The sequence below is a fragment of the Vibrio sp. EA2 genome (genome assembly GCF_033042495.1).
GTDB lineage: Bacteria > Pseudomonadota > Gammaproteobacteria > Enterobacterales > Vibrionaceae > Vibrio.
On sequence record NZ_JAWLID010000001.1, the window covers coordinates 870262 to 886720 of the forward strand.

The following is a 16459-nucleotide window of genomic DNA, read 5'->3' on the forward strand; positions in this document are numbered from 1 at the left end:
CTTATTTATCTCCCACTAAACCACTGTACATATTCGGTGCTTGTGTATAATCGTTGTTTTCGCCATCTAGCCATTTGACTTCCTTCATTCGACGAACAACAACAAATTCATCTCTGTTCGAACCGACTGTTCCGTAGTAGTTAAAGCCATAAGCCTGATGTACATAGCCGCCGATCATGTGAGTAGGTTTTGGACATACCCGAGTGACTGAGTTATGGATCCCACCTCGTTGTCCAGTAATCTCACCACCAGGCAAGTTAACAAGGCGCTCTTGTGCGTGGTACATCATGACCATCCCTTCAGGCACACGTTGACTGACCACAGCCCGTGCCGTTAATGAGCCATTCGAGTTAAATGCTTCGATCCAGTCGTTATCTTCAATACCAAGATCTTTTGCGTCTATTTCACTCATCCACACAATTGGGCCACCACGTGATAATGTCAGCATCAGTAAGTTTTCGCTGTACGTAGAGTGAATTCCCCACTTTTGGTGTGGCGTAATCCAGTTCAAAGCTTTCTCTTTGTTGCCATTGCCTTTCTTACCCATAATGTCGTGAACAGTACGAGTGTTAATAGGTGGGCGATAAGCAATTAAACTCTCGCCAAAATCTCTCATCCATTGGTGATCTTGATATAACTGTTGACGCCCTGTTACTGTTCGCCATGGTATCAACTCATGAACATTGGTATAACCAGCGTTGTAGGACACATGTTCATCTTCCAAGCCAGACCATGTTGGACTTGATATGATTTTTCGTGGTTGTGCTTGAATGTCTCGAAAGCGAATTTTTTCTTCTTCTTTATTGATGGCCAGGTGGCGGTGTTCTCGCCCAGTGAATTCACTTAATGCATCCCAAGCTTTTACTGCTACCTGCCCGTTCGTTTCTGGCGCTAGCGTTAAAATCACTTCTGCTGCATCAATGGCTGTTTCAATTTTAGCGAGTCCTTTTGCGGCTCCTTCATGATGGACATAATTGAGTTTTTTGAGCAATTCAACTTCACTATCGGTATTCCAGTTGATTCCTTTTCCACCGTTACCTTGACTATTTAATAGTGGGCCTAGAGAGGTGAATCGTGCATAGGTATTAGGATAGTCACGTTCCACGGCCATAATATGTGGCGCAGTTTTACCAGGGATCAACTCACATTCACCAAGTTTCCAATCTTTAACATCAAATGCCTGCGCTATTTCCGCTGGAGAATCATGCTGTATAGGTAACGTAACGATATCGGTTTCTTTACCTAAATGGCCGTCACAAAGACTCGAAAATGCTTTGGTAATGCCTTTGTAGATTTCCCAGTCAGACTTCGCTTCCCAAGCTGGATCAACCGCTGCTGATAGAGGATGAATAAATGGATGCATATCCGACGTATTCATATCATCTTTTTCATACCACGTTGCGGTTGGAAGAACGATATCCGAGAATAAACACGTGCTCGACATACGAAAATCTAACGTAACAACGAGATCAAGCTTGCCCTGTGTTGGTTGATCATTCCATTCCACTTCACTCGGTTTTGTTGCACTAAACTCGCCCAGATCTTTACCTTGAATACCATGCTCGGTTCCGAGTAAGTATTTGAGCATGTATTCGTGACCTTTACCCGACGAGCCAAGTAAGTTAGAACGCCATATAAACATATTTCGTGGATAATGTTTTTCAGGTTGTTCTGATGCGAAACGAATCTCACCGTCTTTCAACGCATTCACAACGTAATCAGTTGCTGACTGTCCTGAGCTTTGTGCCTGTTTGGCAATATTCAACGGGTTGACGTTAAGTTGTGGTGACGAAGGTAGCCATCCCATTCGCTCTGCTTTAACGTTCATATCGATCAAGTGTTCGCTGTAGCGCGTTTTATCCGCTACTGGAGACAGTAATTCATCGACTTTTAACTTCTCATATCGCCATTGACTCGAATGGTTGTAGAAGAAGGATGTGCCATTCATATGACGTGGAGGCTTCTGCCAATCTAATCCAAACGCTAGAGGTTGCCATCCTGTCTGAGGACGAAGTTTTTCTTGTCCGACATAATGCGCCCAACCACCACCACTTTGGCCAACACAGCCACAGAAGATCAACATGTTAATCAAACCGCGATAGTTCATATCCATGTGGTACCAGTGGTTTAAGCCTGCACCCACAATAATCATCGAACGTCCACGAGTTTTCTCTGCATTATCCGCAAACTCAGTTGCAATTCGAAAGATCTCGTCGGCTGAGACTCCTGTGATTTTTTCAGCCCATGCTGGAGAATAAGCTTTGAGTTCGGAATACTCTGCCGCACAACTAGGATCACTTAATCCACGCTCTACACCATAATTCGCAAGTGTCAGATCATATACAGTAGTGACAAATGTTTCGGTTCCGTCTTCCAAAGTAATACGTTTCACTGGTAGCTTACGATTAATGAGGTCTGAGAGTGGCACATGGGTAAAATGTTCGTGCTCTAAACCACCAAAATAAGGGAAGGCAACATCAAGCGTGTCGTCTGCATCTTTTATCCCTAGTTGTAATTTGACATTATTCTGGCCATCTCCCGCTTGCTGCTCAAGATTCCATTTACCTTTCTCCCCCCATCGGAAACCAGCAGAGCCATTAGGCGCAATAAATTCTCCATCCATTTCGTTAATAGCGATGGTTTTCCATTCAGGATTGTTGGACTCACCGAGGTTATTCACTAGCTCTGATGCACGTAAAAACTGACCTGCACTGTAGCTACCGTCAGCTCTAGGTTCCAACTTCACCAACATCGGCATATCTGAATATTGTCGCAAGTAGTTTTGGAAGTATTCAGACTGCCGTTTAACATGAAATTCTTTAAGAATTACATGACCCATTGCGAGTGCTACTGCACTGTCCGTACCTTGTTTTGGGTTAAGCCAATGATCGCAGAGTTTTGCAACTTCAGCGTAATCAGGTGTAATTGCGACCGTTTTCGTCCCTTTATAGCGGACCTCGGTAAAGAAGTGCGCATCAGGAGTACGAGTTTGAGGGATGTTCGAACCCCAAGCAATAATGTATGAAGAATTATACCAATCTGCTGATTCAGGAACGTCTGTTTGCTCCCCCCACGTCATCGGAGATGCTGGTGGTAAATCACAATACCAATCATAAAAACTCAAACAAGAGCCACCAATGAGAGACAAGTATCTCGCACCAGCAGCGTAAGACACCATTGACATGGCTGGAATTGGGGAGAAACCCACCACGCGATCTGGTCCATGTTCTTTTATGGTGTATATATTAGAAGCGGCAATAATTTCATTAACTTCAGCCCAAGAGCTACGTACAAATCCTCCTCGTCCCCGCGCTGTTTTATAAGCAGTAGTCGCGTCAGAGTTAGTGACGATAGATTTCCATGCATCGATCGGATCTGCAAAACGACGTTTTGCCTCACGCCAAAGTTTTAATAACGGTTTACGTACCATTGGGTACTTGAGGCGATTCGCACTATATAAGTACCAAGAGTAACTCGCCCCTCGCGGGCATCCTCTCGGCTCATGATTAGGAAGATCTGGACGTGTTCTAGGATAATCTGTTTGTTGAGTTTCCCATGTCACCAACCCGTTTTTGACATAAATTTTCCAACTACAAGACCCCGTGCAGTTTACGCCGTGAGTAGAGCGTACAATTTTATCATGCTGCCAACGCGTTCTGTATCCATCTTCCCAATCACGGTTTGTATTAAGTGTTTGTCCGTGATCACCAGAAAACGAATCTCCGACTTGTTTAAAGTATCGAAATCGATCCAAAAACTTGCTCATTCAGTGTTTCTCCTATATTTAGGAACTAATTATTATTTATGCTTAGTTAATAATTAACGTTGATATCTACGATAAAAATGTTCGAGTTAAATATGTGACTTATATTTTTGTCGCGTAACCGTTCTCTATATTTCGTCCATAAACGAACCACGTAATGATTGAACAAACGACATAGAAAAATAGGAATAGTATTAAGGCACTTGAAGCAGAGCCTGTAAAAGAGAGCGATAGACCAAATGCCTGGGGAATAAAGAAACCACCAAACGCGCCAATGGCAGATATAAATCCCAATGCTGCTGCCGTATCCGTTGCTGATTTACGTGTGATAATTTCCTCATCCAACCCAGCTACTCTCGCTTGTTGCGTGATAATACGGCGGAATAAAACCGCAATCATTTGAAATGTTGACCCACTGCCAATACCTGAGCAGGCAAATAATCCCATGAAAATGATAAGGAAGAGAACAAAGCTACCTGGCGATCTTTCTGATGGAATAGTAAAGAAGATAAGAATTGTTAATAACGCCATTAGAACGAAATTTAAAAACGTTACTTTTATACCACCAAATTTATCTGACCATGCCCCACCAACAGGTCTCATAAGCGCACCAATGAGCGGACCAATAAATGCAAATTTCAACACATCAACTTCAGGGAATTGAGTTTGAGACAACATCGCAAAGCCAGCAGAGAACCCTATAAAAGAACCAAATGCGGAGAGATACAATAAACTCATCAACCATAAGTGCCCTTGTTTAAGTACTTTGACCTGCTCTTTGAACGAGGCTTTTGCACTTTCTATATCGTTCATTCCAAACCAAGAAATGACACTAAAGAGCAAAATTAACGGAACCCAAATCCATGCTGCGTTTTGGAGCTGTAGTCCTTCAGATTGCGAATTAAACCATTGAAACGAAATAGCGATAGGGACCACCAACTGCATTACGCTGACACCGAGATTACCAAGTCCTCCATTTAACCCAAGCGCACTCCCCTGCATTTCCTTTGGGTAAAAGAAACTAATATTGGCCATACTTGAGGCAAAGTTTGCACCGCCTAGTCCACACAACAGTGCAATCATGACGAACGTGGAATATGCAGTGTGAGGATTACTGATTGCAATCCCTAGCCAAACCATTGGTACAATAAGTATCAGCGTGCTGAATGCTGTCCAACGTCTACCGCCAAATATTGAAATTGTAAAAGAATACGGAATACGACCGATCGCTCCTGAGACAGAGGGTAAAGCCGTTAACAAAAACAGTTGTTCTGTACTAAATGAAAAGCCGACTTTAGGCAGATTAACTGCAACAGCACTAAAGATCATCCAAACACAAAAGGACAATAGTAGACAAGGAATCGAAATCCATAAGTTTCGTTTTGCAATGTATTGTCCTTGAGATAACCAAAACGAACTATCCTCGGGAAGCCATTGTTTAATTGAACGCGTACTTAATCGACCAGACGACTCCATGTCCTTTGTATCTATATTTATTGACATGATTAACACCATTGTTATTGGAAAAACCAGTACATTTAGTGATAATCACGTAGTAAAATTATTGATTTAGATCAAAGACATATTTCTAATAAAACCCACCCGTTAAGTGATACTGCTCATTGTAGTTACAGCATAACTTTATAAACTATTGATATCATTGAAAAAACAAAGAACTTCATAAACGGGCGGTTTAGGAAACTATTAGGTAGTAACCCACTAGTAGTATGTCTTGTTCCATAAAAAAGCGGTATGTTATTAGATACGGAAAACTAGCTTATTAGATGAGATAATGAATTTTTTCAATATATCCATAACAAAAAAAATTTCATTCTTTATATTAATGCTATGTAGTATATCTTTATCTGGTATGTTTATTTCACTCATAACGGTAGACAATATTCAAGGTCGAACGCACATTGTTAATCAAATTGGTTCGATAAGAATGCTCATCTATAAATCTATTTTGTCTACAGATAAAAGTATTACGTCAGAAAATATAATTAAAATTAATAAAAAGCTGAATAATCCAAACATAATAGAGTACATGATTAAAAGTGGTTTAAACGATGAACATGGAAATTTATTAGCTTTCTTTCAGGAAAAGATAGAAAACCAGAGTTATGAATCAATAAGATCAAACTCTGACGAGTTTGTGAAAATAATAGATAATCTGATCTATAAAGTAGAACGTAATACCGAGAACAATATTAAATCTCTAGAAAACATCCAAAAAGCATTTTCCATTATGATAATAATATTTGGAATATATTCTATTGGAAACCTATACTCAAGGCTATTTAAGCCATGGATGTCAATACTTGATATATCAAGATCGATTAAATCTGGAGACTTTAGTAAGAAATTTATCGTACAGAAACATAAAGATGAAATGAATGAATTGGGCGATTCTATTAATTTAATGTCAGAAAGTATAAAAGAAACATATATAAATTTAGAAAATGTTGTATATCATAAGACAGAGGATTTGAATAGAAAAAATAAATACTTAGACTTTCTATATCGAGCATGTAAAAAGTTTAATAATGAACAGTATAGTTGCGATATGTTGGCACCATTAACTCAAGAGTTAATTGAATTAACTGGTATACATAAAGTTAAAATATTAATTAATGATTATCAAGAAAGTGATAATGCTCAAATATTTGATTTTGGTTCAATAAGCAGACCTGATTTTTGCAAAAACCTCAGCTGCAACCTCTGCTTTGATAATGAAAAGACGTTCATAGAAAACCTATCAGAGATCACTATAAAACTAAAGGACTCTAATCATGACTATGGAAAAATCGTCATATCAAACAATATAAAATCCTGTATAAATGTAGAAAATGAGCAATTAATAATTGCATTTTCAGAACTATTAACACAATCCCTTTCCGTTTTCTATAAGGTTCAGCAAGATCAGCAGTTATTAATATTAAAAGAAAGAAATACAATTGCACGCGAACTGCATGATTCAATCGCTCAGTCCCTGTCTTGTCTCAAGATTAAATTGAGTATTTTACAAATGGATTTATCAAACTTAGACGAAGAACAGATATCGATTATTGGGGAAATGCGAGAAGAAGTAAATGTTGCTTATTGTCAACTTAGAGAGCTTTTGACAACCTTTAGGTTGAAGTTAGATGGGCTAGGCTTTTTACCTGCGCTGGAAAACACGGTTAAGGAATATAACAAAAAAATAGGCACAAAAATAAATTTTAGTTATGAGGTACCAGCTAACAAAATATCCATTCATCATTCAATACATTTAATACAAATAATTCGCGAGCTATTAAATAATATTTATAAGCATGCACAAGCTTCCTATGTAACGCTAGATTTATCAATGAAAGATAATGATATCTCTTTAGTTATTCTCGACGATGGTTGTGGATTCTCTACTTCACAAGAAAACTCTCGCTATGGTTTAAAAATTATTGGTGACAGAGCACAGTCTCTATCAGGAAAATGGGATATCATCTCCTCTCCTGGCAAAGGGACTGAATTCCACCTGACTTTTCCTATATATTCACGAGTATAATATGATAAAAGAACACACATTTACCAATGCTGAAGCATCCACAATACTTTTAATCGACGATCATCCCATGTTAAGAAGTGGTATTAAACAATTACTTAATACCAGAAAACATCTAACCGTTGTTGCAGAAGCAAGTAATGGGCTTCAAGGGGTGGATTATGCTATTGACTACGAACCAGACTTAATCCTATTAGATATCAATATGCCAGAATTAGATGGATTGAAAACGTTAAAATTACTACGAGATAAACACATCTTAAGCAAAATTATTATTTTTACCGTTTCAAATTACGATGAAGACGTGTCTAAGGCGATTAAATTAGGTGCAGACGGATATCTTTTAAAAGATATGGAACCAGAAGAATTACTAGCCTCTATTGAAAATGCATGTTTAGGAAAAACAGTCATTAGCCCTGAATTAACATCAATTTTAGTAGGAAATCTAAGAGAAAAGAAGCAAGAAAAACTAACCAATGTATCTATTGATGTTCTTAGCACTCGGGAACAGGAGATTCTGAAAAACATTGCTGTTGGTTTATCAAACAAAATGATTGCTAATAAACTTTTCATCTCCGAAAGCACAGTAAAAGTTCATGTAAAAAGCATCTTGAAAAAACTACAATTACGCTCTCGAGTTGAAGCAGCAGTTTGGGTACATCAAGAAAAAATCAGGTTCGAATAATTAGATATTTCTGCCTAAACACATCGATTAAGCAGAAATTCATTCTTCACTGTACATTAATTTTTAAATAAAATATTGTTCTCTAAAGCAATGTGCGTGAGGATGTCACTTTCAAATTGCTCTAATAATAAATATAAATTTTGCCATGACTGACATGCATCTTCATGTACTTCCAAGTAGTTCACCAAAGTCATTAAATCACTCAATGCCTGGATATGGTCATCATGGTCTTTCTCCATGACGAAAATAGGACCATCAGGATAGATCCCTTGACTGATCATTGGAAACAAGATTTGTTCTTCTTTCTCCATATGACTGCATAGATCGTTCTCAATCCCTTCTAAGCATTCACTCAAACCAAGAGGGCATTTAGGGTGGTCATAGTGTACAGTTTCAACACGTTTCGCTAACTCTATCGCCCGATTCAACTGATCTCTGTGTTTTATGTGAAAGTTAGCAATGATATATTTTATCAACTCTTGATGAGGTATATCACAAAATTTCAGCAACTCTTTGTTATCCAGACTCAGTTCGTTTAATTCATCAATCATATTAGAATATTTGGAAATATCATCGATAACTAAAAATTCATTTAATGTTTTCCTTAAGTTTATATATACATTAATGTTGTACGATTTTAATACATTTATTGAACCTGGAACGTTTTTTATAATATCACATAGGGAAGTATTATTTATGTTCATATCAATTATCCTCTTTCATACCACTTTTATTCTACTCTAGAACTATCTAACCTATTAGTCTTAATATATGATTTAATTAAATTTACCTCTAAATGATTACGACAATAATGAAAAATAACATTTCATATTTATACACGGCATACGATAATGGTATTTATAAATCAAGCCTATTTATATAAAGATTAGACAACTCATGTTCGTTTTAATTATATCCATAAAAATTTAAACGCTTTATCAACATTTAATGATCGCATAAAATTCCGTTTTTCACTTTTACTTTGATTCCTATGTCTCATTTTGACCGCTTATTCAATCTTTCATTCATTGCAATACCTGTATTCCTTACATCAGCTATCATTGCGGTACTTGCAAACTACGGGCATACCATTTCCACAACCCCTTTATTGATTGCATCAATAGGGGCTTCCATCACGATCATTTTTGTGATCCCTAGCAGTCCAATGGGAAAGACATGGCCTTTGGTCGGTGGACATTTAACGGCGGCGTTGGTCGGTATCGGTTTATCGACGGCATTCGATGATCTCATAGTTTTGATAACACTGACAATAACTTGCACTATCATCATTATGATTGTCCTAAAATGTGTCCATCCACCTGGCGTAGCAACTGCGCTTGTCCCTGTGTTGAGTCACACATCGCAGCCAGATGTCTACTTCATACTCGATCCTGTCTTACTGAATGTTCTTCCCCTAGCCTTGTCTGGCATTGTGTATCGTAGATGGAATGCCATAAGGCCTTCGAAAACAACTCAAAAACCATCAATTAACTCAAAGTCGGCTCATGAAAAGTCATCACTTTACTTTGATGAACTACATAAGGTTCTGGAAACGAGAAATGAATGGTTAGATATTGATGAACAAACGCTCGATGAAATTTTTAAACAAACTCACTTGCTCGCTTTAGAGCATAAAAGTCAAAAACTGACCTGCAAACATGTAATGACAGAGAACATTCTGGCACTCACTGAAAGTGATTCTGTCTATGAGGGTCTCAATACACTTCAAAATAATAAGTTTAGTGCAATTCCTATTATAAATTCCGATCAAGAAATTGTAGGTATTTTTTCGCTAGTCGATTTTTTACTTTATGTTGAGAAAAGAAAAATAAATTCATTTGTAGGTTTATATCTCTTAGCGAAGAAAAAGACGTCTAAGACCATTGGTCAATATATGAAAAGAAACCCGATTACTATGCATGAGGAACAACATGTAGCTCGTCTCATCCCTTATTTAACGTCAGGATTTCACCATATACCTATAGTTAATTCTAAATCTCAACTCGTTGGGATGGTTACTCAATCTGATCTGATTGAATTTTTATACAATCTCAAAAAGTAATACCTGGACAAAGACATCCTACCGTTGACAGATTAATGTCAACGGTAGGAGTAACGAACCTAGGAGTCTTGTTTTGTATTGTACATTTTTTGTTTTATATTATTTGGCAACGACCAGAAATTAATATTGAATTGTGCATCATCACTCAACTCAACACGATGCCAATATTGCGGCGGGCTTGTCGCAAACTGTCCTGCATTAATGACAACTACCGCTTCTGGCTCCGTTGCATTCCCATCCGCAAAGCCATAGTAAGTCACCTGCCCCTCCATCACACATAATTGACCGAACACACCTTCCGCTGTGTTATGGTGAGATAGTAACGCTTGCGGTACGTTGTCTTTTGTAAAGAATGGGGTTGAGCGTTGAATCGTCCACTATTTTGGAATACGTAGGTGCGACATAATACCCTCTTTGTTTAACTTTTATTGAAATTCGATGTTTCTATTGACCAGATGATTTTGACAATTCGCGAAGCAGTGGGAATGCCTGCGTAACTTGTTCGCTTGTAACGACAAAGCCAACGAGATGGCCGTTATCATCTTTCGCTTTCGCCACAATACCAGGGGCAGAGATACTCACCTCCCAATTCTCAACACCGTTTACGGTCCCCGCGAGTTGGATTGGGTAACTAGGTGTTTTGACCTTAACCATCATGGGAGGTAACACCAGCTCGGCGTCTTGCCCCAATAGTTGTTTGCCTAGAACGTTGGCGCTTAACACTATGGGTTGTAGGTATGGCATCATTCGCTCTTGGATTTCTGCGCAATCTCCCAACGCAAAGACATTGCGAGTTGAAGTCTGCAAACGACTATCGACGACAATCCCTTTGTTAACTCTAATAGATGCTTCTTTAGCCAACTGTGTATTAGCACATAAGCCAGCCGCTGAAATCACGATATCGGTTTCAACTGTGCGCCCAGAGCTTAATGTTGCCGTTGTTCCACTTTCTGAACGGTCTACTGCTACTACGCTAGTTTCTAACACCAGTTGAACGCCTTGCTGCTTAAGCTGTCTTTCTATTGGCAAAGCAATGAACTCAGGAATTAAGTTTGCCAATAATCGAGTATTTGGCTCGATAACGGTTACGTTTTTACCACTGGTTGCAAGATCCATAGCAATTTCAACACCAATTAACCCACCACCAATTATCAAAATTCGTTCTGCTCGGCTAATTTGTATCTCAGCCTCCTGATACTCTTGTAGCGAATTCAACGTCAATACGTCTCCTAATCCATCGCCATTCATTGGTGGCACGAATGCTTTTGCTCCCGTAGCAAACACCAGCTTTCCATAGGGGTAAACTTGCCCATTTGCTGTTACACGCTGCGTGTGAACATCCACCTTTTCAACCTTGGTGTTTGCAAACAACTCGATGTTATGTTCTTTAGCAAACACGTCGCCAGATTTGACAACTAAATCCGAGGCGGTTTGTTTTCGACTAAAGACATGACTCAAATCTGGTTTGTTGTATTCGGCACCATCTTCAGCAGTAAAGACCTGAATTGGAATATGTGCGTCCATACGACGCACTGTTTTAATTAACTGGTAAGCAGCAAAACCACTACCAATAATCACTATAGGTGTCTGCATACTGCCTCCTTACGCTTTATATTCAACAAAGACATCTTTGCCTAAGTGACATTCTGGACATAAGAAGTAATCGGGTATGTCAGACCATACTGTTCCAGGCTCAATGCCTTGGTTTGGCTCACCTTTTGAAGGATCATATACCCAGTTGCACACAGTACATATCATGCACTGACACCCTTCATGGTGTGGCTGCTCCTGTTGGACACCAAGCTGAACTTCTTCGACTTTTCGCGGATTCACTTGTGGTGTTTGCTCTAAAGCTTGCGAACGGAGTTCAGTAGGTCTTAATAGCAAGTTGTTGGCCCATAATTTAGCAATAGCCTGACCATGTTCACGACATTCGCGCATCGCTTTTCCGTCTGGTCGCCATTTGGTTTTCAAGCTGATTGCAGTTTCGAATCCTGCATCGGTTAACCGCGCATGTATACGATCAACCGCGCCACCATTCCAACCGTAACTACCAAAGGCGGCCGCTTTTTTCGCTTTAAAACGAAGACCTGTAATTTCCTCTAGCATTCCTGCAATTTTTGGCATCATGACGTTGTTCATGGTTGAGGACCCGACCAAAATCCCTTTGGAACGGAATACGTTAGCGAGAATTTCATTCTTATCATGCTTAGAGACGTTGAAAACCTTAACGGCAACGCCAGGATCAACATCATGAATGCCCTGTGCAATCGCATCCGCCATCATTCGAGTATTATTTGACATCGAGTCGTAGAAAATCGTAATGCGATCTTCTTGATAATTATCCGCCCACTCTAAATATTGCTCAATAATTTGAGCAGGATTATCTCTCCACACAATACCATGTGATGTAGCAATCATATCGACAGGCAGATTAAAACTGAGTACCTCTTTAATCTTTGCCGTTACTAGGCTGCTGAATGGCGTTAAGATATTGGAATAGTAACGTAAGCATTGCTCCATCAACTCATTTTGATCGACTTCATCATTGAATAATCGTTCATCGCAATAATGTTGGCCGAATGCATCATTACTAAATAACACCGCATCACCCGTCAGATAAGTCATCATACTGTCAGGCCAGTGAAGCATTGGCGCTTCAACAAAAACGAGCTGTTTTCCGTTACCAATATCAATGCTGTCACCTGTTTTTACCGTTTTGAATTTCCACTCAGGATGATGGTGATGTCCAACAATTGAATCTATCGCGGCTTCGGTACAATATATGGGGGTGTTAGGAATTTTCTCCATTAATGCGGATAAAGCGCCTGAGTGATCTTCTTCCGCATGGTTCACAACGATAAAATCAATGGACTTAAGATCAATTTCCATCTCAAGGTTTTGAAGAAACTGATGGCTGAATCGATGATCAACAGTATCAATCAATACCGTTTTTTCTTCTCGAATGAGGTAACTGTTGTAGCTGGTACCTTTAGTCATTTTGTATTCTGTACCATGAAAATCTTGCACTTCCCAATCGCGTTGACCTACCCAGTGAATATTGTTTTTAACATGAATTGTCATTGTCACTACCTTAACGTGGATTTAAATTAATTTATCTCTGATACATTAGATATTGCACAAGGCATGCCAAAAACACATATTGTTATTTATCAATAACCTAACTCAATCTCATCACACAAACGATGTCCTAATGACATTGTTGACAGCTGTCATTAAGACATTAAAATTGTCATACTGACAATTGTGGGTATTCAATATGACTACACTAATCGCCCAATGGCTTCACATTACACAAGATCTCAATTCAGCTCTTACTCGACAAGCTCGCTTTGACACCTTGCTCACCACAATACGAGAAGTCTTAAAGTGCGATTCGTCTGCTTTGCTTCTTTATGAAGATCAACACTTTAAACCGCTAGCCATTAACGGTTTAGCAAAAGAAGTATTGGGTCGCCGTTTCTCTATCAATGAACATCCAAGATTAGAAGCGATTGCCCGCGCGGGTGATATTGTGCGTTTCCCATCGGATAGTAACTTACCCGACCCCTACGACGGCTTGATCCCTAACCATGATGACAAATTACACATCCATTCATGCATCGGGTTACCCTTGTTAATAGACGATCATCTCATTGGCGCAATCACTATTGATGCTTTTGATCCCTTCCAGTTTGATTCACTTCTAAATCATGAGCTACGTTTTATCAGTGCGTTGGCCGCTGGCGGGCTTCATACCGCATTGCTTCTAGAACAATTGGAAACACAAACTAGCTTGCCGAGAGAATCGTATACTGAAAAACGTACATTGAATGACGACATTATTGGTGAGTCGCCAGAAATGAAGTCATTACAACAACAAATTAATGCGGTCGCTGACACTGAACTGTCCGTATTAGTCATGGGCGAAACTGGAGTAGGAAAAGAGTTGGTCGCCAATGCCATTCATCATCGTTCTAACCGCGCAGATAAAACATTGGTCTACCTAAATTGTGCAGCGCTACCTGAATCTGTAGCAGAAAGTGAATTGTTTGGGCATATAAAGGGGGCGTTCACTGGCGCGATCAGTAATCGCAAAGGTAAATTCGAGCAGGCTGACGGTGGTACGTTATTTCTAGACGAGGTTGGTGAGTTATCACTTGAATTGCAAGCAAAGCTGTTGCGAGCTTTGCAGTATGGGGATATTCAGCGCGTCGGGGATGATCGGCACATTCGTGTCAATACTCGTATTGTGGCAGCCACCAACCGAGTTTTATATGAAGAAGTGACAGCAGGACGTTTTAGAGCCGATTTATATCATCGTTTAAGCGTCTTCCCGATTCGTGTTCCCCCATTGCGTGAACGTGAGGAGGACGTAGTATTGTTAGCGGGTTTCTTCGCAGAACAGCTACGAAGTAAATTGGGGCTAAATAGTATTCGTTTTTCGCCCGATCTTATCCAAGCACTCAAACAATACTCATGGCCAGGGAACGTGCGAGAGCTGGAGCATATGATCAAACGTGCAGGTGTATTGTCCAAAGCTCGCGCACACTCAGCGGACATCGAATTGATGGTGTCAGACTTTGATATTGATACATCACCAACTTCAAATTCAGATGGAATCAACACACCAGATATTTCGTCGATTAGAGAACCAATCGTGGGACTTAAAGAAGCAACGGATAGGTATCAGAAAAAAGTCATTGCGCAAACGCTCAACCTTAACCAGGGAAACTGGGCAGCAACGGCTCGCCAATTAGAGCTTGATAGTGGGAACCTACATCGTTTAGCTAAACGTTTAGGAATCAAGTAATGACAGAGATGCAAATTTGAACTATCACTTTATGATGCGAGTGATATTTTAATCAAATTGAATGACAAATTAGGAGCAGATTGGGAAAACTGCTCCTAATGTAAAGTAGGAAGTAATTAGCGGCTAAAAGTTGTATGCAATACGATAAATTAGGATATCGCCGTAATCATCATTCCCTAGCTTATTGTAGAAATATCTGTACATCACCGTAGTTGAAATTTCATCAGTCATATTCCAAGTTAAATTCAACCCCCCATTAACACCTGTCGAGCCACCATTATTCTCAGCGTATTTATCGTTTCGGTCTAATTCAGTTTCATGCCAATTGGTAAGTAAGAAACTTTCTCCAAATGCCTCAAATGCATAGCCCGCATTCCAACCGATAGAAAAGCCATTTCGGCCGTTAATATCTGTATTTGGGCCAAAATCATTGCGCATATTGATGTATTGACGGGCTTTGTTGCGGAATTCAACTTGAGAGCGAACACTAGCTAAATCGTTTACATTTTAAACGATATACTGAGTTTTGGGCATACCTATCCCTGTTAGCTTGTTGAGTGCTTTGATCATGGCGTATGTCTCCCCAACTTGTGCGTTGTAATTTCGAAACGTGAGTGAAGCGCCTAGTAGTTGTTTTACGCGATACATAGCGGTCTCCGACAATGAACGCCTGTGGTAACCATACTTTCGTTTCCACTTTTTGTTCGAACCATAGAGCTTTTGGCAACCAACAGCCAAATTACGTGGATGACCTTTTTCCCAGAAGGCGGCTCCTTCACGTGGAGGGATTAGAGGTATCGCTTTCTTAACCCTAATCGCCCTGTGGCACTCCCTTGTATCGTATGCGCCATCTCCCGAAATTTCCTTGATGGTTCGGCGTGTTTGTTTGAGTAAATTTGGGAGTACTTCCGCATCCGTCACGCCTGAAAGTGTCAGTTCAGCTGCAATAATTTCATGAGTGTCAGTATCAACAGCAAGATGGAGTTTACGCCAGACTCGACGCTTACCATCGGTTCCGTGCTTTTTCACTTTCCATTCGCCCTCACCGTATACCTTGAGCCCAGTTGCATCAATAGCCAGGTGTTGGATAGCGCCTCGTGATGAGGCTTTGAAATTAACCTCTACATCCTTAGCTCGGCGACTGATGCAAGTATAGTGGGGACAAACCAATGGGACGTTCGCCAATCTAAAAACAGAGTCGATAAAGCCTTGTAGCGCCCTTAAAGGTAAGGAAAAAATGCGCTTTACCATGAGAGCAGTCGTGATAGCGAGATCACTAAACAATCTTGGTCTACCACGTTTAGCCTGTTTAGATTGTTTCCACTCAGATATGGCCTCTTCGTCAATCCAAAACGTGAGTGAACCTCTGTTGATCAAGGAGTTATTGTACTTGCACCAGTTAGTGGTTTTGTAGCGAGGCTTCGGCATGTAATCAAAGTCAATGAATGAATGCCCCTGATCTGATCGTAAGATTCTGATTTAGTTCATTCGATTTCCGCAACAAAGCCCCTGTAATGTTATAACCCATAAATTTAACTTAGGATTGATTATCGCAAATAAATCAAATGGATCAATAAAAAGAGATTTTAATATGG

At 39.8% G+C, this 16459-nt stretch carries 12 protein-coding genes; 4 read left to right on the forward strand and 8 right to left on the reverse strand.

Translation table 11 applies throughout. From position 1 onward, the window contains the following. Position 1: 1 nt before the first annotated feature. Together RXX31_RS03885 and RXX31_RS03890 are read right to left on the reverse strand one after the other, a co-directional pair. Positions 2–3766, reverse strand: coding sequence for a nitrate reductase subunit alpha (locus RXX31_RS03885; RefSeq protein ID WP_317587785.1), 3765 nt, complete (start codon positions 3764–3766; stop codon positions 2–4). Positions 3767–3865: 99 nt separating this feature from the next. Continuing rightward, positions 3866–5266 carry a NarK family nitrate/nitrite MFS transporter gene (locus RXX31_RS03890; RefSeq protein WP_317587786.1) on the reverse strand — a complete coding sequence of 467 codons (1401 nt, stop codon included), beginning with the start codon at positions 5264–5266 and terminating at the stop codon, positions 3866–3868. Between the two features lie 289 nt (positions 5267–5555). Here RXX31_RS03890 and RXX31_RS03895 point away from each other — a divergent pair, with 289 nt between their 5' ends. Continuing rightward, positions 5556–7307, forward strand: coding sequence for a histidine kinase (locus RXX31_RS03895; RefSeq protein ID WP_059678409.1), 1752 nt, complete (start codon positions 5556–5558; stop codon positions 7305–7307). 1 nt (position 7308) lies between these two features. Further along, positions 7309–7989, forward strand: a complete 681-nt coding sequence (gene narL / locus RXX31_RS03900) for a two-component system response regulator NarL (RefSeq protein WP_317587787.1) — start codon at positions 7309–7311, stop codon at positions 7987–7989. 56 nt (positions 7990–8045) lie between these two features. Here narL and RXX31_RS03905 read toward each other — a convergent pair whose 3' ends face one another. Further along, a complete protein-coding gene (locus tag RXX31_RS03905) occupies positions 8046–8693 on the reverse strand; it encodes a hemerythrin domain-containing protein (protein ID WP_317587788.1) in 648 nt (215 codons plus the stop codon). A 287-nt stretch (positions 8694–8980) separates the two neighbouring features. On the opposite strand from RXX31_RS03905, the gene RXX31_RS03910 reads away from it, so the two are divergent. Beyond that, entirely contained in the window at positions 8981–10051 is a 1071-nt protein-coding gene (locus RXX31_RS03910; protein ID WP_059678406.1) for an HPP family protein, read from the forward strand. 59 nt (positions 10052–10110) lie between these two features. Here the strand turns inward: RXX31_RS03910 and RXX31_RS03915 are convergent, their stop codons facing one another. The 3 genes from RXX31_RS03915 to norV form a co-directional block, all read right to left on the reverse strand. Then, positions 10111–10422 carry a DUF1971 domain-containing protein gene (locus tag RXX31_RS03915; RefSeq protein ID WP_317587884.1) on the reverse strand — a complete coding sequence of 104 codons (312 nt, stop codon included), beginning with the start codon at positions 10420–10422 and terminating at the stop codon, positions 10111–10113. A gap of 73 nt (positions 10423–10495) precedes the next feature. Beyond that, positions 10496–11644 (reverse strand): NADH:flavorubredoxin reductase NorW, encoded by a 1149-nt coding sequence (gene norW / locus RXX31_RS03920; protein ID WP_050934930.1) that lies wholly within the window; start codon positions 11642–11644, stop codon positions 10496–10498. A gap of 9 nt (positions 11645–11653) precedes the next feature. Further along, positions 11654–13135 carry an anaerobic nitric oxide reductase flavorubredoxin gene (gene norV, locus RXX31_RS03925; protein ID WP_059678405.1) on the reverse strand — a complete coding sequence of 494 codons (1482 nt, stop codon included), beginning with the start codon at positions 13133–13135 and terminating at the stop codon, positions 11654–11656. A gap of 196 nt (positions 13136–13331) precedes the next feature. On the opposite strand from norV, the gene norR reads away from it, so the two are divergent. Next, positions 13332–14864 (forward strand): nitric oxide reductase transcriptional regulator NorR, encoded by a 1533-nt coding sequence (gene norR, locus RXX31_RS03930; RefSeq protein WP_317587789.1) that lies wholly within the window; start codon positions 13332–13334, stop codon positions 14862–14864. Between the two features lie 123 nt (positions 14865–14987). Here the strand turns inward: norR and RXX31_RS03935 are convergent, their stop codons facing one another. Beyond that, positions 14988–15302 (reverse strand): outer membrane protein OmpK, encoded by a 315-nt coding sequence (locus RXX31_RS03935; RefSeq protein ID WP_317587790.1) that lies wholly within the window; start codon positions 15300–15302, stop codon positions 14988–14990. 69 nt (positions 15303–15371) lie between these two features. Further along, positions 15372–16292 (reverse strand): IS5 family transposase, encoded by a 921-nt coding sequence (locus RXX31_RS03940; RefSeq protein WP_317587791.1) that lies wholly within the window; start codon positions 16290–16292, stop codon positions 15372–15374. Positions 16293–16459: the final 167 nt, after the last annotated feature.

Bases quoted from the DNA above. Each gene is read 5' to 3' on its own strand.
- RXX31_RS03890 (WP_317587786.1), bottom strand. From the start codon at position 5,266: ATGTCAATAAATATAGATACAAAGGACATGGAGTCGTCTGGTCGATTA.
- RXX31_RS03910 (WP_059678406.1), top strand. From the start codon at position 8,981: ATGTCTCATTTTGACCGCTTATTCAATCTTTCATTCATTGCAATACCT.
- norW (WP_050934930.1), bottom strand. From the start codon at position 11,644: ATGCAGACACCTATAGTGATTATTGGTAGTGGTTTTGCTGCTTACCAG.
- RXX31_RS03940 (WP_317587791.1), bottom strand. From the start codon at position 16,292: ATGCCGAAGCCTCGCTACAAAACCACTAACTGGTGCAAGTACAATAAC.
- RXX31_RS03895 (WP_059678409.1), top strand. From the start codon at position 5,556: ATGAATTTTTTCAATATATCCATAACAAAAAAAATTTCATTCTTTATA.
- narL (WP_317587787.1), top strand. From the start codon at position 7,309: ATGATAAAAGAACACACATTTACCAATGCTGAAGCATCCACAATACTT.
- RXX31_RS03935 (WP_317587790.1), bottom strand. From the start codon at position 15,302: ATGCGCAATGATTTTGGCCCAAATACAGATATTAACGGCCGAAATGGC.
- norR (WP_317587789.1), top strand. From the start codon at position 13,332: ATGACTACACTAATCGCCCAATGGCTTCACATTACACAAGATCTCAAT.
- norV (WP_059678405.1), bottom strand. From the start codon at position 13,135: ATGACAATTCATGTTAAAAACAATATTCACTGGGTAGGTCAACGCGAT.
- RXX31_RS03885 (WP_317587785.1), bottom strand. From the start codon at position 3,766: ATGAGCAAGTTTTTGGATCGATTTCGATACTTTAAACAAGTCGGAGAT.
- RXX31_RS03905 (WP_317587788.1), bottom strand. From the start codon at position 8,693: ATGAACATAAATAATACTTCCCTATGTGATATTATAAAAAACGTTCCA.